Here is a 24,709-nt window from a genome sequence, read left to right as displayed (position 1 = left end):
TTTGATTTTGGCGCGAAAGCCAGAACATGCGAAATGGGCTAGGTTGGTCTGCGCTTAAACCGCGCCTCCAAGTCCATCTCCATCACGACGTCGGTCTGCAAGTCGTCGCCGACCGCAAACGTGGTGCTCCCGGTTGCCGCAAATCCGGCCCGCTTATAGAACGCTATTGCTCGCGCGTTTCGCTCGAACACGGTTAGTTCAAGTCGCGTAACGCCGCGCTGTGCCGACTCGTTCACAACCGTATCGAGAAGGTCGTTCGCCAATCCGCTTCCTCTCCATTCGGCATCTATGTAAATCCGGTTGAGAAGAGCCGAGCGACTTTCGGTTGACCCCACAACGACTTGTGCAAATCCGATGATGAGATCATCGGTCGTCGCCAGGAAAACAGCGGCTGAGAGATCGACAATCTCCGCTTGCTGACGTTCCCTGTTGAAATTCCTATAGATATAGGCGTCAAGATCGGCGGCTGCCGTGTTGCTGCTGTAGGTTGCACGGAATAGCCTTGCGGCGAATTTGGACAAGGCTCCCGCATCCGATTGGCACGCGCGTCTGATCACAAATGAGCCCATCAACCCAATGCCTGCCAATGCTTGATTGAATTTCGGCGACGTCACGAAAGTGGATGTCCTGAGACGATCGAGGCATAAAATGTCTTACCCAGACGTTCTTTGCAAGGATGCCGCCCGCAAAGTCCCGCTGCGAGCACGTTTGGACCTCAGACGGCGCTTTTCACTTGACCGAGACTTCGGCCGGCGCTTTTGCCACAGGCAGGCGGTAATCGTCGACGCGGCCGGGAGGTGCTGGCGTCATTTCGCCCTGCTCGACCAGGAGATCGCGCGGCGATCGCGTCAAAGTCGGCGGCGGCGGCCTGGCGCCGAGAAGCTCGGCGCCGCCGTCGAGATTGGGATCGGAGAGACTGATCGGCACGGTATGTTCGACCGGATTGGCTGGAAGGCCGAGACCGGGCAGATTGCTGGAGTCGAGGCGGACCAGGTCAGGGCTTGCCTGCGTGCCGAGAAGACGCCGCGCCGGTTTTTCCACATAAAAGGCAAGTTTGCGCCGGCCGGCCTGGGTCAGGTTGATGCCATCGGAGGTGCGCAGGCGCACCTGCTGACCGTTCACATCCGAACCGGTGACGATGAAATTGCCGTTTTCATCGACGAAACCATCCCAGATATCGACGAATTCGCCGCCGATGCTTTCGACCTGGTTGCGGTAAAGCTGATTCATCTGGACGGCATCGGCCGTCATCGAATCGGACTCGAAGGCGGGAAGGCCGACCCAGAGCAGCGGGATCTTGCGGCCGGTGACTTCCTTGCCGAAGGAAAGGACACGACGGCGGTATTCGGTGAACCAGCCGTCGGTACGGAATTTTTCCTTGGCGGTGTCGGTCACCATCTGCTGGCGGTCGTTGGCGCCGATCATGACGACGACCATTGCCGGCTTCAGCTCGTCGATCATCTTCGGCAGCTGTTCCGGCCAGTCGTAATAATCGTCGCGGACAAGACCCGAGGAGACGTTGCCGCGGGCTTGGACGACCACACCCGGTGAGGTCTCGAAGGCGGCGGTGAGGCCGTCGCCGAGGCCGCTGGCCAGGAAATCGCCGACGATCAGGATCGTTCGGGCGTCGCCGAGCTTTTGCACCGCCGGCTCCTCCTGTACGGGAGCGCGGACCGGCGGCGCGGTACGTGTATTGACGATGGCCTTCGGCGCCGGCGGCCGTTTGCGCTGCTGGCGTCTCGGCTGCTGGACGTCAGGGGCTTGCGGCCCGTCATCGAGATAGCGCCGGCCGAGAAAGAAATCGAGGATCGATCGACGTTGATAGCGCTGCTCCTGGGCTTCGGCGACATGCACCGGCGCAAGGGCGCCAAGGCATAGCGAAGCCGCCGTCAAAGCGAGCACGAGCCAACGGATTTTACGGGTCCGATCAGTTTTCTCAGTCATGGGCAGTTCCGCATCTGCCGGCATCTTGCACGCCGGGTAGGCCAGCGTCCACTCCCGCTCTTATCTAGGTCACTGTTCTGCCTGTTGTAGAGCATCATGCCGAAAAGTGTGTGGGGTCTTCGGGCGGTATCATGCCCTACTTCCTTGATTCAAATGCGGATTGAGATTTCCGGCCGATCCGGCCGGGATCATCCCGATCTAGCGGCGCAATGCGTTCAGAAGCGGCAAGGAGGGCTCGCCGTCCGGCTGCATGCCGATGCGCGACTGCACGGCTGATATCGCCGCCTTCGAACCCGAGCCGAAATTGCCGTCGACCTCGCCATTGTAATAGCCGAGCGTCTTCAGGCGGGTCTGCAGCTCGAATTTCTCGGTGATATCGAGGGCACCGTCCGGGCGCGGCCAGCGCTGCTGCATGCCGCCGTAGCCGGCGATCTGGTCGGCCAGCAGACCGACGGCAAGCGCGTAGCTGTCCGAGGCATTGTAATTCTTGATGGTGAAGAAGTTGGCGGTCATCAGGAAGCCCGGGCCACTGGGCCCGGCCGGCATCTTCAGCACGGCCTTAGCGGCGCTCTCGCGGAAGGCCTTGCCGTTCGGGCGGGTCAGGCCGAGTGCTGCCCATTGGGCCAGCGTATGGGTCTTGCCGGCCTGCTGGGCGACTGCGGCGGGAACGACGACCTCGTAGCCCCAGGTCTTGCCGGCGTCCCAGCCGTTTTTCATCAGGAGGTTGGCCGAGGTCGCCAGCGCGTCGGGGATCGAGTTCCAGATGTCGCGATGGCCGTTGCCGTCGGCATCGACGGCATAAAGCAGGTAGCTTGTCGGAATGAACTGGGTGTGGCCCATGGCGCCGGCCCAGGAGCCGGTCATCTCGCGTGCCGGCACATCGCCGTTCTGCAGGATCTTCAGCGCGGCGACCAGCTGCTTCTTGGCGAATTTGGCCCGGCTCGGATCGGCATAGGCAAGTGTTGCCAGGGCGCGCGGCACGTAATGCAGCCGGTCGTCCTTGTCGAGGACCGCGCCGTAATTCGATTCCATCGACCAGATGGCCAGCAATATGGTCTTGTCGACACCGAACCGCTGCTCGATCGCAGCGAGCGTTCTTGCGTGCTTGACGGCCATCTCGCGGCCGATCTTGACCGTATAGGGATTGACGCGGGAATCGATATAGTCCCAGATCTTCGAGGTGAATTCCGGCTGGTAGGCCGCTTTTTCGAGCACGGTTGGATCGGGCTCGCTCACCCCGGAAAAGGCCTTTTGATAGGTTGCCTTACTGATGCCACTCTGAGCGGCAGTCTGGTAAAAATCCGCGATCCATTTCTGGAAGCGGGAATCAGCTTTCGCGTTGTCGGGGACCAGTGCCACCTGGGCAGCGACAACGAGGGCGAGAGCAAGACCACGAAAGGAGTTTTTGTGATTCTGGGTCATCGACAGTCGTATCCGTCATCTTCAGTTTCCGGTGCAGCGGGGCATCATGTCCGCCCAGACCCGAGACTACAGGAACGGAGTCAACAAATTCTTTACCATGGCGACCCGCTGCGGTCACCATTTGCAAAACAGTAGCAATTCTATACTAGTTAAAGCTAAAAAACTCCATTTCCAAAGCGATATGATCGAAGCAGGAGGCCGGGTGTGGCTCAACACAACAAAGTTCGTAAAGCAGTATTTCCGGTTGCCGGGTTGGGAACGCGATTCCTTCCGGCGACAAAGGCTGTTCCGAAGGAAATGTTGACCGTCGTCGACAAGCCAATCATTCAATATGTCGTCGATGAGGCGATCGAGGCCGGGATCGAACATCTGGTCTTCGTCACCGGACGCAACAAGCACGTCATCGAAGATTATTTCGACATTCATTTCGAGCTGGAACAGACACTGCGCGAACGCGCCAAGAAGGCGGAAATTACCCTTCTCGCCCAGCAGTTGCCGAAGGCCGGGACGGTGAGCTTCACTCGCCAGCAAGAGCCTCTCGGCCTCGGCCACGCCGTGTGGTGCGCCCGCGAGATCGTCGGCGACGAGCCCTTCGCACTGCTGCTGCCCGATATGATCATGAAGGGCGACAAGGGCTGCATGAAGGGCATGATCGACCTCTATGCCCAGAGCGGCGGCAATATCATCGCCGTCGAGGAATGCGCCCCGGACCAGGCGCATAAATACGGCATCGTCGGCGTCGGCGAGGCGATCGGCGACGGTTTCCGCATCACCGGCATGGTGGAAAAGCCCGCCGAGGGGACGGCGCCTTCCACCTTCTTCATCAACGGCCGCTACATCCTGCAGCCGGAGATCTTCAAGATCCTCGAAACCCAGGAGCGCGGCGCCGGCAACGAGATCCAGCTCACCGACGGCATGCTGAAGCTGCTGAAGGAACAGGATTTCGCAGGCTACCACTTCCGCGGCGCGACCTATGACTGCGGCGCCAAGGACGGCTTCATCCTGGCAAACGTCGCCTTCGCTCTCGAACGCGCCGATATCCGCCCCTCCGTCGAAGGCGGCTTCAGGGAACTGCTGGCCGGCCTGAAGTAAGGTTGCTGCTCAGCGCAGATTCAAAGTGATAGAGCGCCGCGCTTCCTATCGGACGCGCGGCGCTTCCATTTTCCCGATGCAAGCCGTTCCCGCACTTTTGCTGGAGTTGCTCTAAAACGCGTCGCGATCTTTCAGATTCGCTCCTCGCGATTTAGCTCTTTGTTTTTCCGCATGTCGTTGTCGCAAAATCGCGGCACACTTTTGCGCGACATGCCCTAGCGTTTCAGCTTGAGACCGACGCCGGCTCGCCATTGCTGCGAATCGGTGCCTTCCTTGCGCGTCGTCAGCTCGTAGCCGAGCGTGCTGGTCAGATCGAGATAGCGGTTGATGTTCCAGGTCAGGCCGGTTGCGGCGGTGTAGACGAGCTCGTCGTTGATGGTGCTGTCCGTGGGATAATCGCGCCATATCACCCCGCCGATCATCGTCCCGACCAGATTGTCGCGCAGCTGGTGAGTGACCGTCGTCGTCAGCGCGTGCGAAACGTAGCCGCTTTCGCCTGCCGTGGTCGAGGGCTGGATGCTGGTCTGCAGATCGAGATTGACATCGGTGCCGCGGATCGGCGACCAGAGCAGGCTCGCATCGAGCGTGGCGGTATCGATCGAGGACAGGCGGCTGTCTTCGAAATCCGCCATCTCGTAGCCGACGCCGACTTCACCTTTCAGCTTTTCACCGAGATCGACCTCGACGCCTGCCTTGGCGCCATAGCTATGGCCGGAACGCTCGTAGCCGGCGGAATCTTGCGTTTCGTCATAGACCGTGCGGCCGATGTTGGCCTCGATGAAGGGGATGAGCGCGGGCGACAGTTCGTAGCCGACACGGCCACGCAACGTGCCCGTCGTCTGATTGCGGTCGCTGAGGGAGACGGTCGTGCCGTTCGAAAGTTCAGCGTCCGAATAGATCGAGCGTGTCAGCGCAAGTGCAGTCGTGCCGCGCAGGATCCCGAAATCGCGCTGGACGGAGGCGCCGGCCGAAAATTCCTGGACATCCGACTGCTGCGCGGCGTTGGTGATCGCGTCGGGATCATCGGTGTCCTCGCGGTAGAAATTATAGCCGGCAATCAGGTGCGCCGTGGTGTCGTCGGGAAGATCGAGCCTAAGATCGCTGTTGATCTTGAAGGAGGGCTGTTCCTCACCCTCGCCGCTGACATTCTTCTGCCAGGCGCCTTCCGAGGTCACGGTCAACTGATGCCGGCCCCAGTCCGAGGTCAGGGTCGCTGCTGCGTCCGTTTCAAGAAAGGCGCGCCGTTGCGTGGTATTGCCGTCCTTGGTGGTTTCAGTGTTGATGCTCTGGGTGACGCTCGGGCGGAGCACGAACGTGCCGATCGGGATTCCCGGCGTTTCCTCTTTCGAGGCGCTTTCGGCAGCCCTGCGGCGTGGCAGTGTCTCGTCGAGCGGCGCTTCACGGGTGTTCAGCCGGCGTATGTCCTCGTCGAGGATGGAACCGGTAATGTCGTCGCCCGCTTGTGCATCGGGTATGGCGGGCCGCTGCTGGGTATCGTCCGCGTTTGCGGTCGTGCCGTTTGCCGCGGGAGCGGCGGTATCGTCGGTCTCGTCATCGAAACCGGCGACGGATGCGGTGCTGTACGTGGTGCGATTGTCCTGGGAGGCGGCGGAGCGGCTGCTTGCCGGTTGCGCCGAGGCGGATTGCGCGAAGGCTGCCGTCTGACTGAGAAGCAAGCAGCCGAACGCAACAAAAGAGACGGCACGGCTCATGGCGCGGAGCGGCGTCACACTGCTCGTCTGGTTTGGCTGGCCCATGCAATTCGCGCCTGACATGCTTTCGGTTCTTACCCAAAGGTAAAGCCTCGTGGTTAATCATTCGTTGCTGTCGGCGGGCACTGTTCACAGTTCGGAAAGAGTGCGGGTCGGAAAGAGTGCGGGGTGGACTTGGAAAGTGAAAAGGTCTAACGCAACTTCATGAACAGTAGAGCGATAAACCTCGTTGAAAACAGCGTGCTCGAATCGGCAAAACGCACGATAGAGTCCGAAAGACGCGGTCTTGAAGCGCTCGAACAGGCCTTTGACAAGGGATTGGCCGGTCCTTTCACACGGGCCGTCGAAGTCATCGGCGACATCTCCGGACGGGTGATCGTCACCGGCGTCGGCAAGAGCGGGCATATCGGCGCCAAGCTCGCGGCGACATTCGCTTCGACCGGAACGCCTGCCTTTTTCGTGCATGCGGCGGAGGCCAATCACGGGGATCTCGGCATGATCGCGCGCGACGACGTCGTGCTGGCGATTTCCAAGGGTGGTGAGAGCGCCGAACTCAAGAGCATCATTTCCTTCACGCGGCGCTTCTCCATTCCGCTTATCGCGATCACCTGCAGCGAAGGGTCCTCGCTCGCGGCCGCCGCCGATATCGTCCTTCTGATGCCGAACGAGCAGGAGGCCTGCCCCAATGGGCTGGCGCCGACCACCTCGACGCTGATGCAGCTTGCCATCGGCGACGCGTTGGCGGTGGCGCTGCTGGAGGCGCGCGGCTTTACCGCCACGGATTTCCACGTCTTCCATCCCGGCGGCAAGCTGGGGGCGAGCCTGATGCATGTCGCCGACATCATGCATACCGGCGAGCGGCTGCCGCTCGTTGCCAAGGGCACACCGATGCCGGAGGCGATCACGGTGCTGTCGCGCAAGCATTTCGGCTGCGTCGGCGTGCTGGACGAGGATGGGCGGCTCTGCGGCATCGTCACCGAAGGCGACATGGCGCGCAATCTGACACGCAATCTTTCAGAGCTTGCCGTCGATGACATCATGACGAAGACGCCGAAGACGGTGAAGCAGACGGTGCTGGCGACCACAGCCCTGGCGCTGCTTAACCAGCATCACATCGGCGCGCTGATCGTCATCGACGACGACTGCCGGCCGGTCGGGCTGGTGCATTTCCACGACCTGCTGCGGATCGGCGTCGCCTGATTAGGCTCGTTTGATCAGACGGGCTCGACCGTCAGGTCGCGGCCGTTGCTCGAAACTACCTTCACTTGCGTTCCGGCGGGCAAGTCGGGTCCCATCACCTGCCATAGCGTATCGTCGAGACGAATGCGGCCGCGGCCTTCGCGGATCGGTTCGTGCAGCGTCGCCGTGCGGCCGACGAGGCTCGCACCGCGCTGATTGAGGAAGGGCTCGTCGGTCGTCGCATTGCGTAGCGTCAGCCGGCGGCCGGCGAAGGTCGTGGCAACGGCGAGAAGCGCAAAAAGGATTGCCTGCAACTCCCAGACCCAGAAGGCGCTGTCCCAGAAGAGCAGCGACAGTGCACCGACGATCAAGGCAGCAAGTCCGATCCAGACCAGGAAGAAGCCGGGAACAATCAATTCCGCGGCGAGCAGCACGAGGCCTGCGACCCACCAGCTCCACGGACCGAGTTCGGCGACGATCTTCGCCAGCATGGCTTATCGCTCCTGCTCGGGGTTGAAAGGATTGGGGGTCGACGGATTGATCGGCGGCGTCGAGCGCGCCGGTGCGGGACGCGGACGCGGCGGTACCGGCAGCGGCGTTGACGGGCTGTTGCCGGCGTCGCCGAAGACTTCGCGGGCAATGGCGCCGATGCCACCGAGCGAGCTCAGGATGGAAGAGGCTTCCATCGGCATCATCACGATCTTGGAATTGGGCGCCGAACCGATCGAGGTGAGCGCCTCGGTATATTTCTGGGCGACGAAATAATTGATCGCCTGAATGTCGCCGGCGGCGATCGCCTCGGAGACCATCTTCGTCGCCTTGGCTTCGGCCTCGGCCAGACGTTCACGGGCTTCAGCGTTGCGGAAGGCGGCTTCGCGCTGGCCTTCGGCCTGCAGGATGGCGGATTGCTTGGCGCCTTCGGCCCTGAGGATCTGCGCATTGCGCGAGCCTTCGGCCTCCAGCACCTGGGCGCGCTTCTCGCGCTCGGCCTTCATCTGGCGGGCCATCGCATCGACGAGGTCGCGCGGCGGTTGGATGTCTTTGATCTCGACGCGGGTGACCTTGATGCCCCAGGGATGCACGGCCTCGTCGACGACGCGCAGCAGCCGGTCGTTGATCGCATCGCGGTTGGAGAGCAGTTCGTCGAGATCCATCGAACCCATGACCGAGCGGATGTTGGTCATGGTCAGATTGAGGATGGCGTTTTCGAGGTTGGAGACCTGATAGGCAGCTTGGGCGGCGTTCAGCACCTGATAGAAGGAGACGGCATCGGCCGAAACCGAGGCGTTGTCCTTGGTGATCACCTCCTGGGTCGGCACGTTCAGCACCTGCTCCATCACGTTCAATTTGGCGCCGACGCGCTCGATGAAGGGGGTGATGAGGTTGAGGCCTGGCTCCAGCGTGCGGGTATAACGCCCGAAGCGCTCGATCGTATAGCGGTAGCCCTGCGGCACGGTCTTGATCCCGGCAAAGAGCACCAGGATGACGAAGATGACCAGCACGATCACGACGATGTCGAAGCCGCCGAACAGCATGAAAATTCCTCCTATCGGCGCATGCGCGCCTGCCCAACTCATGTGGTGAGTTAGCACGTTCTTTGCGAAGAAGAAATGATGGCACAACCGGCTGGCCTCCAAGCGAAAAGGAGGTTCCGTTTCGTCTAAGTCATTGGGCTGTCGCTAAAGCGCGTCGCGATCTTTCAGATTCGCTCCCGCGCTTTAAGTCTTTGTTTATACACATGTCGTTATCGCAAAACCGCCTCACACTTTTGCGCGACATGCTTTAGCTCCTCGTCGGATGCCGCTTTCTGAGGGACGCCCTCAGACCCAGCCCTGCAATTCGCGGCGGACGACCTTTTCCAGCACGTTCATTCCGTCCTCGCCGTCGTTGAGGCAGGGAATATGCGCGAACTTCTCGCCGCCATTCTCGTGGAAGGAGTGGGCGGCCTGTTCGGCAATCTCCTCCAGCGTTTCCAGACAGTCGGAGACGAAGCCGGGATTGATGACGGCGATGCGCTTGACGCCGTCCCTGGCGAGCTTCTCCACCGTCTTGTCGGTGTAGGGCTGCAACCATTCCTCCGGCCCGAAGCGGGACTGGAAGGTGACCATGAAGTTTTCCTTGGTGAGCCCGAGCCGCTCGCGCAGCAGCCGACCGGTCTTCTGGCATTGGCAGTAGTAGGGATCGCCTTGCTTGAAATAGGATATCGGTATGCCGTGGAAGGAGGCAAGCAGCATCTCGGGCTTCCAGTCGAGGGTCGAAAGATGCCTTTCGACCGACGCGGCGAGCGCCTCGATATAGGTCTCATCGTCATGATAGGCGGGAACGGTGCGCAGCGCCGGCTGCCAGCGCATCGAGAGCAGTTTCTGGAAGGCCTTGTCGTTGACGGTGGCGGTCGTCGCCGCCGCATATTGCGGATAGAGCGGGAAGAGCACGATCCGGTCGCAGCCCTCTTCTTTCAGCGCGTCGATGCGCGAGGCGATCGACGGCGTGCCATAACGCATGGCCCAGTCGACCTTGACGCTATCAAGATCCTTCAAGCGCTCGGCCATCAGCTGCGACTGGTTGCGAGTATAGGTGCGCAGATAACTTTCGTTCCTCTCCTTGTTCCAGATCAGCTGATAGGCCTTGCCGACCTTCTGCGGGCGGGTGTTGAGCACGATGCCGAACAGGATCGGATACCACTTCCAGGGCGACCATTCGATGACGCGGCGATCGGTCAGGAATTCCCTGAGATAGCGGCGCATCGAGGTATAGTCTGTGCCATCAGGCGTGCCGAGATTGACCAGCAGGACACCGATCTTGCCTGACTTGACGGCCGGATGGTCCGCCGGGCGGAGTGAAATATCTGCTGTCATTCTGGCCCCAAAGCTCTTTTGTCCCGTCAGCTCATACGCAGCCCCGAGATCGTGGTTCACCCTATAGAAAGAAAAACCGGCCCGGGAAACCCCGGACCGGCCAGTGGCATCGGGACAAATCGTCTTACTTGGCGGGGACCTCGATCTCCTTGCCAACCGTCAAGTGATGCGGGTTCGGCTTGCCATTGGCATCCGAAAGCTTCCGCCACATCGTGCCGTCGCCATAGAAGGTCACGGCGAGATCCCAGAAGGTGTCGCCCGCGGCGATGACGTGGGTGGACGGCGTCGCTGCGGCGGGTGCGGAGGCTGCCGGTCCCGGCGCTGGTTCAGTAGTGGGCGCCGGTGTTGCTGGTGCCGGGGCAGCCGGTGCCGGGGCAGCAGGTGCAGGAGCCGGCTCGGTGGATGGAGCAGGAGCAGCGGGCGCGGGGCTGGGTTCGGCAGAGGGGGCCGGAGCAGCCGGTGCGGCAGGCGCCGGCTCGGAAGCGGAGGGAGCAGGCGCTGCCTGCGCCAGTTCGGTGACGCGGCCATCCGTGTAGGGCTTGTAGGGCGAATGCGCGGCGACATATTCGGCGGTCACGTCGGCAAGGTCCGGACCGTAATCATAGGCGTTCTTGCCGTCCTTGAAGATCGAATAGCCGTCGCCGCCTGATCGCATGAAGTTGTTGGTGGCGACTTTGTAGGTCTTGGCGGGATCGATTGGAGCGAAATTGTCGCCCTCCTTCGCCTGGACATCGCCGACGCGGCTGCCGACAGGCTTCGACTGGTCGAAGGAGAACTTCAGGCCGGCGACCTGAGGGAAGCGCCCGGCGCCCTGGTCGATCTGGCTGACACCATTTTCGAGCGCTTTGACGACATCTGCGCCAGTCGTCTCAAACGTAGCGAGCGTGTTCTGGAAAGGCAGGACGGTGATGACCTCGCCCTGGGTGATTTCGCCGCCGTCGATCGACGCACGCAGGCCGCCGCCGTTCTGGACGGCGATGGTGACACCCTGGTTCCTGGTGCGATCGAGCATGGCGTCGGCCACCAGATTGCCCATCGAGCATTCCTTGACGCGGCAGACCTTGCGGTCGCCTTCGATCGGGCTTTCGGAGGAGCCGATCACCTTCTTGCGCAGGTCTTCGATCGGCTTTGCCAGTTCGGCGACACGAGCAAGGACAGCAGGATCAGGCGTGAAGGTGGAATCGATCAGGATCGGATCGCCCTTGGCATCCTTCACGACGCCGCTATCGTCGAAATTGACGACGAGATCGCCGAGATACTTGCTGTAGGAGGCAGCCTGGACGACCGGCACTTTATAGCCGCCGGGATTGTCGACCATGGTCGGATAGGGGCCTTCGGCCTTGGGGTCAGTGTTGGAGAGCAGGCTATGGGAATGGCCGCCGACGACGACATCGACATCCGGGATCTTGGCGATCAGGGCGAGATCCCGGGGGTAACCGACATGGGTCAGCGCGATGATCTTGTTGACGCCCTGGCCCTTCAGATCCTGAACGGCCGCGGTAATGCTCTGGACGTCATCGGCGATCGTGACGTTCGGGCCGGGGGAGGAAAGCTCTGGCGTGTCATTGGTGACGGCGCCGACGATACCGATCTTCTGGCCGGCGACATCGAGCACCAGCGAGGGCTTGATGCGGTCGCCGAGCTTGGAGGCGGCTGTCGCCTTGACATTCGCCGTCACGACAGGGAACTGCACCTTGTCGAGGAAGGTCGCAAGCCCATCCTCGCTGTCGTCGAACTCATGATTGCCGACGGTCATGGCGTCGAACTTCATCAGGTTCAGGAACTCGGCTTCGGCTGCTCCCTTGTAGGTCGTGTAGAAGAGCGAGCCCTGGAAATTGTCGCCGGCATTCAAGAGGAGGACGTTCTTGCCGGATAGCGCCTGGCGGCGCTGATCGATCGCGGTCTTCAGGCGGCCAGCACCCCCGAAGCATTCCTTCTTGCCTTCCTCTTCGGCCGAGCAGGTGGAGTCGAACTTGTTGATCGATTCGATGCGCGAGTGGAAATCGTTGATATGAAGAATATTGAGTTCGTAATCCGCAAAGGCGGCGCCCGTGCTCAGCGCCAGCATGGACGCGGTCAAAAGACCGAAGCTGAAAGACTTCGTCATCGCTATTCTCCTGATTGAGGCGAAAGATCCCCCTGATCCCTCGCTGATCCCTTTCATCGTGCGCCGGGGCGGTTTCCCGGCCTGCGGATGTTCCATCAGACGATGCACGACCGCAAGAGAAAGCTGGGCCAGGCGAGGCGCTTTCCAAGGGGGCAGGGCAAAAAAGCCGGGTTGCTTATCCCCGGCATTCGCGGCGTTTCGGTAGAGTTCGTGCACGGCCTCTGCAATATTCGGGACCGTGGCGAGCGCGATGGTCAAGCAGAGAAGGGAGACGAGGCGATGAAAGCGCCGGCCGACCCGTCGCAATCGGGAGCGGCGATGCCCTGGGCAGGATATTCGTTGGCCGGCGAAACGACCGCAAATGCGGCAAGCGGCATGGCGAGCAGCAGGACGAGGTATGAGGCGAAGGCCCGTATGCTGTGCTTAGCCTATTGCCTCATCTTTCAGCCGCGGCGGGAGAGCGTGAACTGTGCGCCGGAATCGGAGGTGCAATTGAGCTGGCTCGGGTTGACGAGGGCGCAATTGACCTTGGACTGCGTCTTGCGCACCAGCGAGGTCATGTTGATCTCCACCAGGGTCGGTGAGGTGTTGATATAGGTGCCCGAGGCAAGAAGCTGGTTGCTGTCGGTCGTGCGGGTGGTGAAAGTACCGCCCTGGAAGGTCGAAACGATGCCATTCGGATCGCTCCAGTTGCCTTCGACACCAGTGGCGGCGGGCGCGGTTGCAATCGGCAGGCGACGCGGCTCTGATGAAACGCAGGCGGCTAGAGCGGCCGCTGCACCGACAAGAACGAGACCAGTTCTGATTTTCATAAGGCTTCTCCCGGCGAATCGGCGCGGCGGACAGCCGCCAAGTTCGGGCAAAACATGCCGCGCGCCCGGCATGAAGGCAAGCCTTGGTGGGGTGGCGTGCGGCATTTAGACAGCCGGCGTTACAAAAATGCCCGCCTTGCGGCGGGCATTGTCAAAGCCGTGCAGGCGTCCTCAGCGAACCAGAACGTTCCTGAACTGCCACGGATCCTTGGTGTCGATATCCTCGGGGAAGAGGCCCGGACGGCCGTCGAGCGGGGTCCAGTCGGTGTAGTGGCCCTCGACCGGGCCGAGATAGGGCATCTGCACTTCGAGGCAGCGTTTGTAATCGATCTCGTCGGCTTCGACGATTCCGGCATTCGGGTTTTCCAGCGCCCAGACCATGCCGGCGAGTACGGCTGATGTCACCTGCAGGCCGGTGGCGTTCTGATAGGGCGCGATACGGCGGGTTTCTTCCAGCGACAGGCGCGAGCCATACCAATAGGCATTCTTCTCGTGGCCGTAGAGCAGGACGCCGAGTTCATCGATGCCGTCCTCCAACTCATCCTCGTCGAGAACGTGATGGACCGGCTGCGAGGTGCCGCCATTGCCGAACATTTCATGCAGAGAGAGCACGGCGTCGTTGGCCGGATGGTAGGCATAGTGGCAGGTCGGGCGGAAGGTCACTTCGCCGTCCTTGTCGCGAACGGTGAAGAAATCGGCGATCGAGATCGACTCGTTGTGGGTGACGAGGAAGCCATATTGCGGGCCGGGCGTCGGGCACCAGGTGCGCACGCGGGTGTTGGCGCCCGGCTGTTCCAGGTAGATCGCCGCCTTGTTGCCCTTCTTGTGTTTCTTGGCGTTCTTCGGCATCCATTCTTCATGCGTGCCCCAGCCGAGTTCGGCCGGCTGCAGGCCTTCGGAGATGAAGCCTTCGACGGACCAGGTGTTCCAGAAGACGTTGAGCGGCTTCGGATGCTTGGTGCGCTGGGTGTCGCGCTCGGCAATGTGGACGCCCTTGACGCCGAGCTTCTTCATGAGCTTTGCCCAGCCTTCGCGATCGTGCTGGCCCGGTTCCTCGAATTTGAGGCCGGTATCGTTGGCGAGGTTGACGAGCGCCTGCTTGACCAACCAGGAGACCATGCCCGGATTGGCGCCGCAAGTGGAGACGGCGGTAGCGCCGCCGGGGTTCTTCGCCTTTTCCTTGCGCATGGTTTCGCGTAGCGCATAGTTGGTGCGGTCGGCATTGCTCATGCTCTTGTCGAAATAGAAGCCGAGCCAGGGTTCGACGACGGTGTCGATATAGGGAACGTCGAGTTTGCGGCAGAGCTTGATGATGTCGAGCGAGGAGGTGTCGACCGAGAGGTTGACGCAGAAGCCCTGGCCTTCGCCTTCCGTCAGCAGCGGCTTCAGCAGTTCCTTGTAGTTGTCCTTGGTGACATATTCCTGGATGTGGCGAACGCCGTGCTTCTTCAGGATCTCCATGTCGGAGGGCTCATCCCGCGGATCGATGACGACCATCCGGCTCTTGTCGAATTTGAAATGGCGCTCGATCAGGGGCAGGGTGCCGCGACCGATGGAGCCAAAGCCGATCATCACGATCGGACCGGTAATTTCGGCATATACCGGATAGTTTTGTTCCGTCATTCTTTTCTCCTGTGGAAGGCGACGAAGGCGTTCAGCCCGAAGAATTAATTTGAAATTGCCGCAGAAAGTGCGAGGTGACCGGCTCTAATCATAAAACGGCGTCACAATAAAGAGCGTTGACGGGGAAAGGCCAGATATCGAGCGGCAATAGAGGCCGGCGAAGCTGTCCTGGGGATCGGCAGCCCGCGTGGATTCGAGCTCTTTCAGATGGGCTGCGAGATCATCCATGATCGGCTCCTCTAAAATCAGCCCTTCAGGATTTCCAGTCCTTCGACCGCCGTCGTGACGGCAAGCTCGGTGATTTTGTATTCGGCAACGCCATTGAGGGTGAAGGGATCGGCGGCGACATAGGCCTCAATCGCGGTGCGATCGCCGATCGCGAGGATGACGCCGCCGGTGCGCGGCACCTTCCGGCCGGACGCCAGAAACCAGCCCTTGGCATAACCCTCCTTCACCCAGGCCATGTGCGGCTCCATGTGCCTGTCGGCTTCGTCGTTGGGTTTCACATAGGTGAGGGAGAGGATGAACATCGTCAGTTCCTGATGAGGTTTGCGCGAATCAGGCCGCGCAGCGAGTTGCCGATATAAAACGTGCCGGCATCGAGATCGGCAAGCGTGATGCGGCCGACACGGGCCTTGCGGCTGCAGATCAATTCGGTGCGCAGCACGCCGGCAAGCAGGCCGCAGGAGATCGGCGGGGTGCGCAGAATGCCGGTTCCATCGTCCAGGAAGATCGAGGTGATGGTGCCCTCGCAGACTTCATCGCGTTCGTTCAAAAGGATGACTTCATCGGCCTCATCAGACCTGTATTCGGCCCGTGCGGCCTCGTAGACGGCACGGCGCGTGGTCTTAACGCGGAGCAGCGTGTCGGCGGAATCGAGGCGAGTCTCGGCGAAACGGACGGTCCAGACCGTGTCCGGTGCCGACGGAACGAAAGCGGCGCTCGTCACCTCGATGCGGCCTTGCGCGTCGAGGGTGAGGCGGATGCGCAGCGGACCGGCAGCACCTGCAACCGCTTCGTCGAGCTTGGCCGCCGCCGCGATCGGTTGCGGGAAGCCAAGGCGACGGGCGGAGCGGGAAAGCCGGGCAAGATGCAGCCGCAGCCGGATGAAGCCCTCGCCGGGCTGCCAGCGCAGCGTCTCGATCAGCGAAAAATCGATCATCGCGCAATCCATTGGTCGCCGATGGCGAAGCGGGCCTTGAGCAGGCATTCCTCATATTCGGCCTCGGCTGTGGAATCAAAGACGATGCCGCCGCCGACGTTAAAGACGGCCCCGCCGCCCTCAAAAAGCGTAATCGTGCGGATGGCGACGGAAAAACGCAGGGCGCCGGTCGGCGAGATCATGCCGATCGCGCCGCAATAGGCGTCGCGCGGGACATCCTCGAGCGCATGGAGGATTTCCATTGCCCGTATCTTCGGCGCGCCGGTGATCGAACCGCAGGGGAAGAGCGCGGCAAAGATGTCGCGGATCGAAAGATCGGGGCGGAGCCTCGCCTGCACATGGCTCACCATCTGGTGGACGGTCGGATAGGTCTCGATGTCGAAGAGCTTCGGGACATCGAGCGTGCCGACCTCGGTGATGCGGGAGATATCGTTACGCAGGAGATCGACGATCATGCGGTTTTCCGCCTGCGTCTTGATATCGCTGCGCATCGCCTCGATGATCTCGGCGTCCTCGGCGGCAGTCCTGCCGCGTTTTGCCGTGCCCTTCATCGGATGGGTCTCGATCCAGCCCTGCTCATCGGTGCGGAAGAACAGTTCCGGCGACCGCGACAGGATGACCGGGCCGCGAAGATCGACCAGCGCGCCGTATTTGACCGGCTGGCGTTCGATCAGCGACCAGAAGGCAGCACGGGGATCGCCGTTCCAGCGGGCTTCGATCGGCATGGTGAGGTTGGCCTGATAGGCGTCGCCGAGCCGCAGGTGCTGGTGGAGGCGATCGAAGCGCTCCTTATATAATGGGAAATCCCAGGCGGCTTTCGGAGCGGTGAGGAATTCCTCGTTTTCGAGGCGCTGTTTTGGCTGGGCAAGCGGATGCGAATCGGCCTGCGGAGCGTCGAAGACGCCGAAACAGATGAGCGGGGTGTCGCGATGTTCCCCGGCGAAGGGAGCGAGTTTTTCCTCGAAGAGGTATCCGGCCTCATAGGCCATGTAGCCGGCAAGCCATTTGCCTGCGGCCTTGGCCTCTTCCATCCGGGCAAGGCCTGCAAAGAACTCGGCGCGCGTCCTGGCAACGATGATCTCTGCCGGCTCGGCGAAAAGCATCACCTGTCCGGTCGTGTCGTCGCGGAAGAGGATGTAGGGTTGGTCAGCCACGCCACGCTTTCGGTTTGTTCTGTTCCTCATTGCTCAAAATCTGATTGGGAGCGTGAAGCATTTTCCCGCTTCTCCCCCAAGGGCAGAAGTGACCCGTTGCGGCCCTTCCGCCTTTGGAGAAGAGGCTCTCAGCCCCTATCCAACGCTTCCAACTCGTCGATCAGCCCTTCGATCATCGACAGGCCCTGGCTCCAGAACGACGGGTCGGTGGCGTCGAGGCCGAAAGGCTTCAGGAGTTCCGAGTGGTGCTTGGTGCCGCCGGCCCTCAGCAGTTCGAAATACTTCTCCTGGAAGCCTTTCTCGGCTTTCTGGTAGACGGCATAAAGCGAATTCACCAGGCAATCGCCGAAGGCATAGGCGTAGACATAGAAGGGCGAGTGGATGAAGTGGGGGATATAGGCCCAGTAGGTCTCGTATCCTTCCGAAATGCTGATCGCCGGCCCGAGGCTTTCCGACTGGACGGAGAGCCAGAGTTCGCCGATGTCGTCAGCTGTGAGCTCTCCTGATTTGCGGGCGGTGTGCAGCTTGCGCTCGAATTCGTAAAAGGCGATCTGGCGCACGACCGTGTTGATCATGTCCTCGACCTTCTGGGCGAGCATCGCCTTGCGCTCGCGTTTGTCGGTGGTCTTTTGTAAAAGCGCGCGGAAGGTCAGCATCTCGCCGAAGACGGAAGCGGTTTCGGCAAGCGTCAGCGGCGTCTGGCACATCAGCGCCCCTTGCGCGCCGGCGAGAACCTGATGCACGCCGTGGCCGAGTTCATGGGCAAGCGTCATCACATCGCGCGGCTTGCCCATATAATTGACGAGCACATAGGGATGGGCCGAGGGAACCGTCGGATGGGCGAAGGCGCCGGGCGCCTTGCCGGGACGAACCGGGGCATCGATCCACTGTTCGTCGAAAAAGCGCCTGGCGATATCCGCCAACTCAGGGGCAAAATTACCATAGGCCGACAGCACCGTATCCTTCGCCTCCGGCCAGGAGATGATGGCGCTGGAGGTTTCCGGAAGCGGCGCGTTGCGGTCCCAGAAATTCATCTGCTCCATGCCGAGCCATTTCGCCTTCATCTTGTAATAGCGATGCGAAAGGCGGGGATAGGCTTCGCGGACGGCCGCGGCCAGCGCATCGACGACCTCGCGCTCGACACGGTTTGCCAGGTGGCGGCTGTCGGCGATGTCCTCGAAGCCGCGCCAGCGGTCGGCGATCTCCTTGTCCTTGGCAAGGGTGTTGGTGATCAGCGTGAAGGTGCGGATATTCGCTTTGAAGGTTTCGGCGAGCGCCATGGCTGCCTTGCGGCGCACGTCAGGATCTTTTTCCTGCAGCCTGTTCAGCGCCACTTCGAGCGGCACTTTCTCGCCATCGATGTCGTAGCGAAGTTCCGCCATGGTTTCGTCGAAGAGGCGGTTGAAGGCAGCGGCCGATGTCATCGACTTTTCGAGGAAGAGCTGTTCCAGTCTGTCGTCGAGCTGGTAGGGCTTGTCCTTCCTGAGGTCGAGCAGCCAAGGGCGATAGTGCCCGGCGGCGGGATCATTCACCATGCAGGCGTCGATCACCGTGTCGTCGATGCGATTCAGTTCCAGCGCAAAGAACAGGAGATGGCCGGAAAATTCGGTGATCTTAGCCTGCACGTCGCCGTAGAGCTTGCCGTTTGTCGGGTTGGTGGTGTCGGAGAAATAGGTGAGGCCGGCAAAGGAGCCGAGGCGGCCGACGATGTCGTCCAACGCCTCATATTCCTTCAGCGCCGCGCCGATGCCCTCAGGGCCCGTCTTCGCTGCCGCCTCCGTGAGTTTGCCCTTCCACTTTTCTTCAAAGGCGATTGCCGCCTTGCCGGCTTTTTCCATGTCGGCGACGAAGGCGGTGGAGGTAGCGGAGGGATAAAGATCCTGCAGCTTCCAGACCGGCAGATCGCCGAGCGCCGGGTCGGCGGCCCCAGCTGGCACTGCTGGAGATAAAAGAGGGCCGGCGTGCGGGAGCTTGATTTTCATGGGCGCAATTCCTCTCCACTTCCATAACAGGTCTGATTGTCTACCGCATCGGCCCGAAAATCGGAATCGATTTTCGGAAAGCACGATGCGAGGATTGAAAGTGTTACAGCGTCCTTTGCGCGTCTGAAAAGACGCGCGGCGCTGTAAGCGTGCGAAGGCCTCGCATCAAGGGGTTTTCGGCGCATGAAAGGCGTCGCTTCGGCACGAAAATGACCCGTTCCAATCGTTAAAATGCAATTGTTTCTCAAAACTGGATGTTCAAGCCTTCCTGTCAGAGTGCGCTTTATGGTTTCGCATGAAGTGAGGCGACAATGACCGGTTACAATGAGCTCAAGGGAGCAGGGCAAATCCTCGTGGTCGAAGATGACCCCGTGCAGCGCCGCCTGCTCAAGAATGCAATCGAGCGTCACGGCCATGTCGTGCACCAGGCGGAAAATGGCCGCATCGGCCTGGAAATGGTCAAACGCGACAGCGGCCTTTTCAACGTCATCGTCCTCGACCTGATGATGCCGGAGATGACCGGCCTCGAATTCCTCGATGCGCTTCACGAATTCGGCACGCAGATCCCGGTCATTGTGCAGACGGGGCAGGGCGGGATTGAAACGGTGGTGCAGGCAATGCGCGCCGGCGCCTTTGATTTCGTCGTCAAGCCGGTCTCGCCCGAACGCATCGCCACTTCGATCTCGAACGCGATGAAGCTCGACCAGCGCGAAGTCAAGGCGCGAGCCGGACGGCGGTCGCGCTCAGGGTCGGTCGGCTTCGACGATATCGTTTCGGCAAGCCCGGCGATGCTCCGCGTCATCGATCTCGCCCAGCGGGCGGCTCAGTCCAACATTCCCGTCGTGCTCGAAGGCGAATCCGGCGTCGGCAAGGAGCTGGTGGCGCGCGCCATCCAATCCGGCGGCGACCGCTCGAACAAGCCCTTCGTCACCGTCAATTGCGGGGCGATCCCGCATAATCTGGTCGAGAGCATTCTCTTCGGTCACGAGAAGGGCGCGTTTACCGGCGCGACCGAGCGCCATATCGGCAAATTCATGGAAGCCGATGGCGGCACCATCTTCCTCGACGAGATCGGCGACCTGCCGCTCGAGGTGCAAGTGAAGCTCTTGCGTGCCGTGCAGCAGGGCGAGATCGAGACCGTCGGTGCACGTACCGCACACAAGGTCAATGTCCGACTGATTTCGGCGACCAACAAGGATCTGATCGAGGAGGTCAAGAACGGCCATTTCCGCGAGGATCTCTATTATCGCCTCAACGTCTTCCCGATCACCATTCCGGCGCTGCGCAAACGCAAAGAAGACATTCCCAATCTGGTGCGCGTCTTTGCCGAGCGCTTCTCCAGCGAGCAGAAGAGTGGTCGCCGCATGACGGTGAATGCCGGCGCGCTGGCGTTGCTGACCGCCTATGACTGGCCGGGCAATATCCGCCAGCTTGAAAACGCCATCTTCCGTGCGGTCGTTCTGGCCGAAGGGCCGGAGCTGACCGAGGCGGATTTCCCGCAGATCGCTGCCCAACTTCCTGAATACGATGTGGTGGATCACCTGGCGCTCGTTGCCGACAATACCGGCCTCGATCCCGACGATGGCTATGGCGAGGATTTCAGGGCGTCGATGTCGGGAGAGGTGCACCACCGCCTGTCCGAGGCCCCGGAAAACGCGATTGCCAGCGTCAATCCCGCCGGAGACGTGCGCAGGCTTGCCGATGTCGAGGAGGAACTCATCCGATTCGCGCTCAAATTCTATCGCGGACAGATGAGTCAAGTCGCGCGCAAGCTCGGCATCGGCCGATCCACACTTTATCGCAAGCTCAAGGATTACGGCATAGACCCTGACAATCCCCAGAAAGATGCGGCTTAAGCGCTTTTCGTTAAGATTAAGGCAACCACGTTTTGTTACTAGTCATAAACCACTTGTTAGTGGCGCGTTCACTATGTAAAGAAAAGGTTGATCATGTGTGGCATTTTTGCCATCGTGTGACCGCATTTGACAGTCATCTGAGGCAGTACGGGACATTGTCTGTCTGACGGGGATCGAGTTGCCGAATCTGAATGGGAATTCCAAGCCTTCGCGCTTGAGCTGGCGCTTGTTGTGCGCCGACATCTGCGGAAAGGCAATAAGGACGGTTGCGGCCGCCCTTCTTGCACTCGCGGTTTCCTCACCGGTATTCGTTAGTACGCCTTCGCAGGCAGCGGGCGACACCCGCAGCCTCAAGCTCTATTTCATTCATACCGGCGAAAAAGCCGTCATCACCTACAAGCGCAATGGCAAGTTCGACCCCAAGGGTCTGGAGCAGCTGAATCGCTTCCTGCGCGATTGGCGCAAGAACCAGCCGACGAAAATGGACCCGCGGCTGTTCGACCTGATCTGGGAAGTCTATCGCCAGAGCGGTTCGAGGGACTACATCAATGTCGTCTGCGGTTTCCGTTCGCCGGGAACCAACGAGATGCTGCGTGGCCGCTCGCGCAATTCCGGCGTCGCCGAAAAGAGCCAGCATATGCTCGGCAAGGCGATGGACTTCTTCATTCCCGACGTCAAGCTGGCGACGCTGCGCGGCATCGGCATGAAGATGCAGGTCGGCGGCGTCGGCTTCTATCCGAAGTCGGGCTCGCCCTTCGTGCACATGGATGTCGGCGGCGTTCGCGCCTGGCCGCGCATGAGCCGCGACGAGCTGGTTCGGCTCTTCCCGAACGGCAATACCATCCATATTCCGGCCGACGGCAAGCCGCTGCCGGGCTACCAGCAGGCGATGGCCGATTATAAGCGCCGCGTCAGCGGGACGCAGATCCAGATCGCCAGCGCTTCCGAATCGGCGCCGAAGCACAAGACGCTGTTTGCCGCGCTCTTTGGCGGCGGGGCCGACGAGCAGGAAGACGAGACGGACGATTCCACCCCTGTTGCCGTTGCCAAGGCGACGCCGCCGAAGGCCGAGCCTGCTCCTGTCGAGCCGCAGCAGACCGAAGTCGCCGATCTGAACGCGCCGGTGCCGCAGGTTCGCCCGGCGTTCAGCAACCAGCCCGCCGGCAGCGAAGTCGCGAGCGCGCTCGTAGCGCCGCCTTCGGGTAATGCCGCACAGCAGGCTCTTACGGCCCTTCCGGTCGATCAGGCCCAGCCGCAGCAGTTCGCCGACCTCAGCGCCTACAGCATTCCGGTTCCCTCGCTTCTCGGCCAGCGCCGTGCGCCTGGTGACGCCGAGGTCGCGTCGACCGATCCCATGCTGACGGGCGCAAATGGGCTGCCGGTTCCGACGCCGATCGAACGCCCTGCCGTTGCCGAGAACCTTCTTGCTGCGGCCGAGGCCGATCCGGAGGCAGAAGCCGACGAAGCCGATCAGGACGCGCTGTCTCCTGCCGTGGCCGACGCACTCGACCAGCAGCGGAACGATGGGGAAAGCCAGATCGCGTCGAAGGCTCCGCCGCAGACGGTTGAGCAGGCGATCAACGCCGCGATGACGCAAAAGGCGCCTGCCGCAAAGCCGCCGCTCGAACTCGCGGCATTGGCACCGATGACCAAATCGGCAAGCTTTGGCGATAGTTTCGACGAACCGGCCGACGAAAGCGCCGTGGCGCAGGGCCTTCCTGCCAAGGGTGGTCGCCCGACGCAGAAGGAAGCCGCCGCAGCGGATGCCAGCCGCACGACGGTGCGCACCGAGCCGAAGCTGACGGAAAAGATGATCTCGCAATGGGCGCTCACCAATGCCCGCCTGGAAATGGCCTCCAGGCAGGTCAAGGCGCCGCGGTTCGTTAGCCAGACGATGCGCGCCCAGCCGACCGCCGTCTATGCCGAGGGCTTCAACGTCAAGACCGCTTCGGTCGACCCGGCCCGCTTCAGCGGCACGGCTGTGAACTTCATGGAAGTGCGCAAGTTCAACACGAACTGAGCCTGCCGATCACGCAATATCGAAAACCGCCGGAGCGATCCGGCGGTTTTTCTTTGGCCGCTTCGACAGGTAAGGCCGCTGTTTAACCCGGCGCGTTCTCCGCCAACGAAAAGCCGCCGGAGCGGCCCGGCGGCTTGTTGATATCGGGCGGTGTGGACGGATCAGCCTTCCGGCGGCGATTCGATCATGCCGAGCGCAAGCAGGTAGGTGTCGAGGATTGCTTCCTCTTCCATGCGCTCCTGCTCGTCCTTCTTGCGCAGCGCCACGACCTTCTTCAGGATCTTGGTATCGAAGCCCGTTCCCTTGGCTTCGCCATAGACGTCCTTGATATCGTCGGCGATGGTCTTCTTTTCTTCTTCCAGCCGTTCAATGCGCTCGATGAAAGCGCGAAGCTGATCGCGGGCGACGCCGTGAGCATCAGACATCGTGTTCTCCTGGTTTTTCGGTGATCGATTTTGGATGCCAGTGACTGCCGCGAAGCGGCGTCACGGTCAAGCCCGTTCGCGGCCAGCCAAGCTATTTGTGTGGGTTGTTCAGTTCAAAAGCAGCCTTTTGCACAGGCGAGGCCTCGTTCTGGTGAAGATTCTTCCAGTCCTCATAGGGCATGCCATAGACCATCTCGCGCGATTCGTCCCTGGTCACCGGGACACCCTCGGCCTCGGCGGCTTCGCGATACCAGTTCGACAGGCAGTTGCGGCAGAAGCCGGCCAGATTCATCAGGTCGATGTTCTGAACGTCGCTGCGTTCGCGAAGATGTGCGACGAGGCGGCGAAAGGCGGCAGCTTCGAATTCGGTCTGTTGTTCCTTGCTGAGCGCGGTCATCTCGCTTCCATTTCGTTAAATGGGGCCTTTCGTTCAATAGGGGCCGGTGCGTGACAGGTGAACGTCGTATTCGTGCAAGGCGGGTTCGGCATTCATCGCCGCAAAGATCGGCGCCAGGCGTTCGGCCCATGCCGATATGCCGGTCTCGTCTCCGATCAGATCCTGGCGCACCTCGAGCAGCGCATGCGGAATGCCTGTAATCATGCAATGGCGGTACATGGTATCGCCCTTCAGCGCGCCGTCATAGGGTTCGTTGTCGCCAACGGCGAGATCGGGATCGGCGCGCAGCATGTCAAGCAGCGGGCCAACAGCGCGATGGTCGCTGTCCCAGAGGACGGCAGCGTGCCAGGAACGGGGAATGCCCTTCCAAGCCGGCGTGAAGGAGTGCAGCGACAGCACCAGTGGCGCCCTGCCAGTGGCATTCGCCACGCTGTCGATCGTTGTGGCCACGGCATGGTGATAGGGGCGATGGAAGGTTTCGATGCGGTGGTCCCATTCCTGCGGCGTGATCGGATGATTGCCTGATATGACGGCGCCGTCGGAGATCTTCATGATCAGCGTCGGATCGTCTTCGCCGCGATTGGGGTCGATCAGCAGGCGCGAAAAGCCGCCAAGCACGGCGGGAACGCCGAGCCTTGCCGAAAGCTGCCGCGTCAGGCCCTCGATGCCGATGTCATAGGCGATATGTCGAGCGAAGGCCGCGTCGGGAAGTCCCAGCCGGCCATATCGCGCGGGAAGGCGGTTCATCGCGTGATCTGCGAGGATCACCATGCCTTTGTCATGTTTGCCGGATAGGATCTCGAAAGATTGGAAGTCATCCATGAAGGAATTGCCATTCGTCATTGCGCCGTTGGGCGCAGTGATCGCATGCGCCTGCGGCGGGTTCAAGCGCGGCAGGCGGCGAGAGGTTGAGCCGGACCCTCGACGGGTGGTTATGAAAGGAAATATAATCGATTAGCATTGCGTT

The 24,709-nt window shown here is 61.2% G+C and carries 22 protein-coding genes and 1 pseudogene; 4 read left to right on the top strand and 19 right to left on the bottom strand.

Annotation, left to right across the window (positions count from 1 at the left end):
- Positions 1 to 38: 38 nt before the first annotated feature.
- From N1937_RS18760 to N1937_RS18750, 3 genes are all read right to left on the bottom strand, one after another.
- Positions 39 to 614: a GNAT family N-acetyltransferase gene (locus N1937_RS18760; RefSeq protein ID WP_260056725.1), complete on the bottom strand. Its 576-nt coding sequence runs from the start codon at positions 612 to 614 to the stop codon at positions 39 to 41.
- A 115-nt stretch (positions 615 to 729) separates the two neighbouring features.
- On the bottom strand, positions 730 to 1,968 hold the full coding sequence (locus N1937_RS18755) for an SGNH/GDSL hydrolase family protein (RefSeq protein WP_170277101.1): 1,239 nt from the start codon (positions 1,966 to 1,968) through the stop codon (positions 730 to 732).
- Positions 1,969 to 2,142: 174 nt separating this feature from the next.
- Positions 2,143 to 3,366, bottom strand: coding sequence for a lytic murein transglycosylase (locus N1937_RS18750; RefSeq protein ID WP_260056724.1), 1,224 nt, complete (start codon positions 3,364 to 3,366; stop codon positions 2,143 to 2,145).
- Between the two features lie 204 nt (positions 3,367 to 3,570).
- On the opposite strand from N1937_RS18750, the gene galU reads away from it, so the two are divergent.
- Entirely contained in the window at positions 3,571 to 4,458 is an 888-nt protein-coding gene (galU, locus tag N1937_RS18745; RefSeq protein ID WP_260056723.1) for a UTP--glucose-1-phosphate uridylyltransferase GalU, read from the top strand.
- A 215-nt stretch (positions 4,459 to 4,673) separates the two neighbouring features.
- Here galU and N1937_RS18740 read toward each other — a convergent pair whose 3' ends face one another.
- A complete protein-coding gene (locus N1937_RS18740; protein ID WP_260056722.1) occupies positions 4,674 to 6,215 on the bottom strand; it encodes an outer membrane beta-barrel protein in 1,542 nt (513 codons plus the stop codon).
- Positions 6,216 to 6,374: 159 nt separating this feature from the next.
- Between N1937_RS18740 and N1937_RS18735 the strand changes: the two genes are divergently transcribed.
- Positions 6,375 to 7,370: a KpsF/GutQ family sugar-phosphate isomerase gene (locus tag N1937_RS18735; RefSeq protein WP_162116981.1), complete on the top strand. Its 996-nt coding sequence runs from the start codon at positions 6,375 to 6,377 to the stop codon at positions 7,368 to 7,370.
- Positions 7,371 to 7,384: 14 nt separating this feature from the next.
- Here the strand turns inward: N1937_RS18735 and N1937_RS18730 are convergent, their stop codons facing one another.
- From N1937_RS18730 to N1937_RS18675, 12 genes and pseudogenes are all read right to left on the bottom strand, one after another.
- On the bottom strand, positions 7,385 to 7,840 hold the full coding sequence (locus tag N1937_RS18730; RefSeq protein ID WP_017967853.1) for an NfeD family protein: 456 nt from the start codon (positions 7,838 to 7,840) through the stop codon (positions 7,385 to 7,387).
- 3 nt (positions 7,841 to 7,843) lie between these two features.
- The gene (locus N1937_RS18725) at positions 7,844 to 8,884 is read right to left on the bottom strand and encodes an SPFH domain-containing protein (RefSeq protein WP_011653489.1); all 1,041 of its coding nucleotides are present in this window, start codon (positions 8,882 to 8,884) and stop codon (positions 7,844 to 7,846) included.
- 285 nt (positions 8,885 to 9,169) lie between these two features.
- Positions 9,170 to 10,204: a ferrochelatase gene (gene hemH, locus N1937_RS18720; protein WP_222294137.1), complete on the bottom strand. Its 1,035-nt coding sequence runs from the start codon at positions 10,202 to 10,204 to the stop codon at positions 9,170 to 9,172.
- Between the two features lie 124 nt (positions 10,205 to 10,328).
- Entirely contained in the window at positions 10,329 to 12,311 is a 1,983-nt protein-coding gene (locus N1937_RS18715; protein WP_222294135.1) for a bifunctional metallophosphatase/5'-nucleotidase, read from the bottom strand.
- A gap of 186 nt (positions 12,312 to 12,497) precedes the next feature.
- Positions 12,498 to 12,727: pseudogene (locus N1937_RS18710) on the bottom strand (hypothetical protein); the annotation flags it as partial.
- Positions 12,728 to 12,754: 27 nt separating this feature from the next.
- Positions 12,755 to 13,123 (bottom strand): outer membrane lipoprotein Omp10, encoded by a 369-nt coding sequence (gene omp10 / locus N1937_RS18705; RefSeq protein WP_017967851.1) that lies wholly within the window; start codon positions 13,121 to 13,123, stop codon positions 12,755 to 12,757.
- 171 nt (positions 13,124 to 13,294) lie between these two features.
- Complete coding sequence (locus N1937_RS18700; protein WP_170259807.1) at positions 13,295 to 14,746, bottom strand: homospermidine synthase; 1,452 nt, start codon at positions 14,744 to 14,746, stop codon at positions 13,295 to 13,297.
- 84 nt (positions 14,747 to 14,830) lie between these two features.
- A complete protein-coding gene (locus N1937_RS18695) occupies positions 14,831 to 14,974 on the bottom strand; it encodes a hypothetical protein (protein WP_170259806.1) in 144 nt (47 codons plus the stop codon).
- Between the two features lie 17 nt (positions 14,975 to 14,991).
- Complete coding sequence (locus N1937_RS18690) at positions 14,992 to 15,276, bottom strand: YciI family protein (protein WP_222384568.1); 285 nt, start codon at positions 15,274 to 15,276, stop codon at positions 14,992 to 14,994.
- 2 nt (positions 15,277 to 15,278) lie between these two features.
- Positions 15,279 to 15,908, bottom strand: a complete 630-nt coding sequence (locus N1937_RS18685; protein ID WP_260056721.1) for an aminotransferase class IV family protein — start codon at positions 15,906 to 15,908, stop codon at positions 15,279 to 15,281.
- The gene (locus tag N1937_RS18680) at positions 15,905 to 17,092 is read right to left on the bottom strand and encodes an aminodeoxychorismate synthase component I (protein ID WP_407751110.1); all 1,188 of its coding nucleotides are present in this window, start codon (positions 17,090 to 17,092) and stop codon (positions 15,905 to 15,907) included. Before N1937_RS18680 ends, N1937_RS18685 begins: the two co-directional genes overlap by 4 nt.
- Before the next feature lie 98 nt (positions 17,093 to 17,190).
- Positions 17,191 to 19,044, bottom strand: coding sequence for a M3 family oligoendopeptidase (locus N1937_RS18675; protein WP_260056719.1), 1,854 nt, complete (start codon positions 19,042 to 19,044; stop codon positions 17,191 to 17,193).
- A 311-nt stretch (positions 19,045 to 19,355) separates the two neighbouring features.
- Between N1937_RS18675 and N1937_RS18670 the strand changes: the two genes are divergently transcribed.
- Positions 19,356 to 20,900, top strand: a complete 1,545-nt coding sequence (locus tag N1937_RS18670) for a sigma-54-dependent transcriptional regulator (RefSeq protein ID WP_130701470.1) — start codon at positions 19,356 to 19,358, stop codon at positions 20,898 to 20,900.
- A gap of 178 nt (positions 20,901 to 21,078) precedes the next feature.
- Positions 21,079 to 22,920 (top strand): DUF882 domain-containing protein, encoded by a 1,842-nt coding sequence (locus tag N1937_RS18665; protein WP_260056718.1) that lies wholly within the window; start codon positions 21,079 to 21,081, stop codon positions 22,918 to 22,920.
- A 161-nt stretch (positions 22,921 to 23,081) separates the two neighbouring features.
- On the opposite strand, the gene N1937_RS18660 is transcribed toward N1937_RS18665, so the two are convergent.
- The 3 genes from N1937_RS18660 to N1937_RS18650 form a co-directional block, all read right to left on the bottom strand.
- Positions 23,082 to 23,345 carry a DUF2312 domain-containing protein gene (locus N1937_RS18660; protein WP_007631616.1) on the bottom strand — a complete coding sequence of 88 codons (264 nt, stop codon included), beginning with the start codon at positions 23,343 to 23,345 and terminating at the stop codon, positions 23,082 to 23,084.
- Positions 23,346 to 23,436: 91 nt separating this feature from the next.
- On the bottom strand, positions 23,437 to 23,742 hold the full coding sequence (locus tag N1937_RS18655) for a DUF1244 domain-containing protein (RefSeq protein WP_003582233.1): 306 nt from the start codon (positions 23,740 to 23,742) through the stop codon (positions 23,437 to 23,439).
- Positions 23,743 to 23,775: 33 nt separating this feature from the next.
- Complete coding sequence (locus tag N1937_RS18650; RefSeq protein ID WP_162116988.1) at positions 23,776 to 24,564, bottom strand: N-formylglutamate amidohydrolase; 789 nt, start codon at positions 24,562 to 24,564, stop codon at positions 23,776 to 23,778.
- Positions 24,565 to 24,709 lie beyond the last annotated feature (145 nt).

It is taken from the genome of Rhizobium sp. WSM4643 (genome assembly GCF_025152745.1).
Taxonomy (GTDB): Bacteria; Pseudomonadota; Alphaproteobacteria; order Rhizobiales; family Rhizobiaceae; genus Rhizobium; species Rhizobium leguminosarum_I.
This window is presented reverse-complemented; position numbering and strand designations above follow the sequence as displayed.

What these genes read in the sequence shown, in the direction of transcription:
- N1937_RS18755 (WP_170277101.1), bottom strand. Translation starts at nt 1,968, where the DNA reads ATGCCGGCAGATGCGGAACTGCCCATGACTGAGAAAACTGATCGGACC.
- N1937_RS18750 (WP_260056724.1), bottom strand. Translation starts at nt 3,366, where the DNA reads ATGACCCAGAATCACAAAAACTCCTTTCGTGGTCTTGCTCTCGCCCTC.
- N1937_RS18740 (WP_260056722.1), bottom strand. Translation starts at nt 6,215, where the DNA reads ATGGGCCAGCCAAACCAGACGAGCAGTGTGACGCCGCTCCGCGCCATG.
- N1937_RS18735 (WP_162116981.1), top strand. Translation starts at nt 6,375, where the DNA reads ATGAACAGTAGAGCGATAAACCTCGTTGAAAACAGCGTGCTCGAATCG.
- N1937_RS18730 (WP_017967853.1), bottom strand. Translation starts at nt 7,840, where the DNA reads ATGCTGGCGAAGATCGTCGCCGAACTCGGTCCGTGGAGCTGGTGGGTC.
- N1937_RS18725 (WP_011653489.1), bottom strand. Translation starts at nt 8,884, where the DNA reads ATGCTGTTCGGCGGCTTCGACATCGTCGTGATCGTGCTGGTCATCTTC.
- hemH (WP_222294137.1), bottom strand. Translation starts at nt 10,204, where the DNA reads ATGACAGCAGATATTTCACTCCGCCCGGCGGACCATCCGGCCGTCAAG.
- N1937_RS18715 (WP_222294135.1), bottom strand. Translation starts at nt 12,311, where the DNA reads ATGACGAAGTCTTTCAGCTTCGGTCTTTTGACCGCGTCCATGCTGGCG.
- omp10 (WP_017967851.1), bottom strand. Translation starts at nt 13,123, where the DNA reads ATGAAAATCAGAACTGGTCTCGTTCTTGTCGGTGCAGCGGCCGCTCTA.
- N1937_RS18700 (WP_170259807.1), bottom strand. Translation starts at nt 14,746, where the DNA reads ATGACGGAACAAAACTATCCGGTATATGCCGAAATTACCGGTCCGATC.
- N1937_RS18695 (WP_170259806.1), bottom strand. Translation starts at nt 14,974, where the DNA reads ATGGATGATCTCGCAGCCCATCTGAAAGAGCTCGAATCCACGCGGGCT.
- N1937_RS18690 (WP_222384568.1), bottom strand. Translation starts at nt 15,276, where the DNA reads ATGTTCATCCTCTCCCTCACCTATGTGAAACCCAACGACGAAGCCGAC.
- N1937_RS18685 (WP_260056721.1), bottom strand. Translation starts at nt 15,908, where the DNA reads ATGATCGATTTTTCGCTGATCGAGACGCTGCGCTGGCAGCCCGGCGAG.
- N1937_RS18680 (WP_407751110.1), bottom strand. Translation starts at nt 17,092, where the DNA reads ATGAGGAACAGAACAAACCGAAAGCGTGGCGTGGCTGACCAACCCTAC.
- N1937_RS18675 (WP_260056719.1), bottom strand. Translation starts at nt 19,044, where the DNA reads ATGAAAATCAAGCTCCCGCACGCCGGCCCTCTTTTATCTCCAGCAGTG.
- N1937_RS18670 (WP_130701470.1), top strand. Translation starts at nt 19,356, where the DNA reads ATGACCGGTTACAATGAGCTCAAGGGAGCAGGGCAAATCCTCGTGGTC.
- N1937_RS18660 (WP_007631616.1), bottom strand. Translation starts at nt 23,345, where the DNA reads ATGTCTGATGCTCACGGCGTCGCCCGCGATCAGCTTCGCGCTTTCATC.
- N1937_RS18655 (WP_003582233.1), bottom strand. Translation starts at nt 23,742, where the DNA reads ATGACCGCGCTCAGCAAGGAACAACAGACCGAATTCGAAGCTGCCGCC.
- N1937_RS18650 (WP_162116988.1), bottom strand. Translation starts at nt 24,564, where the DNA reads ATGGATGACTTCCAATCTTTCGAGATCCTATCCGGCAAACATGACAAA.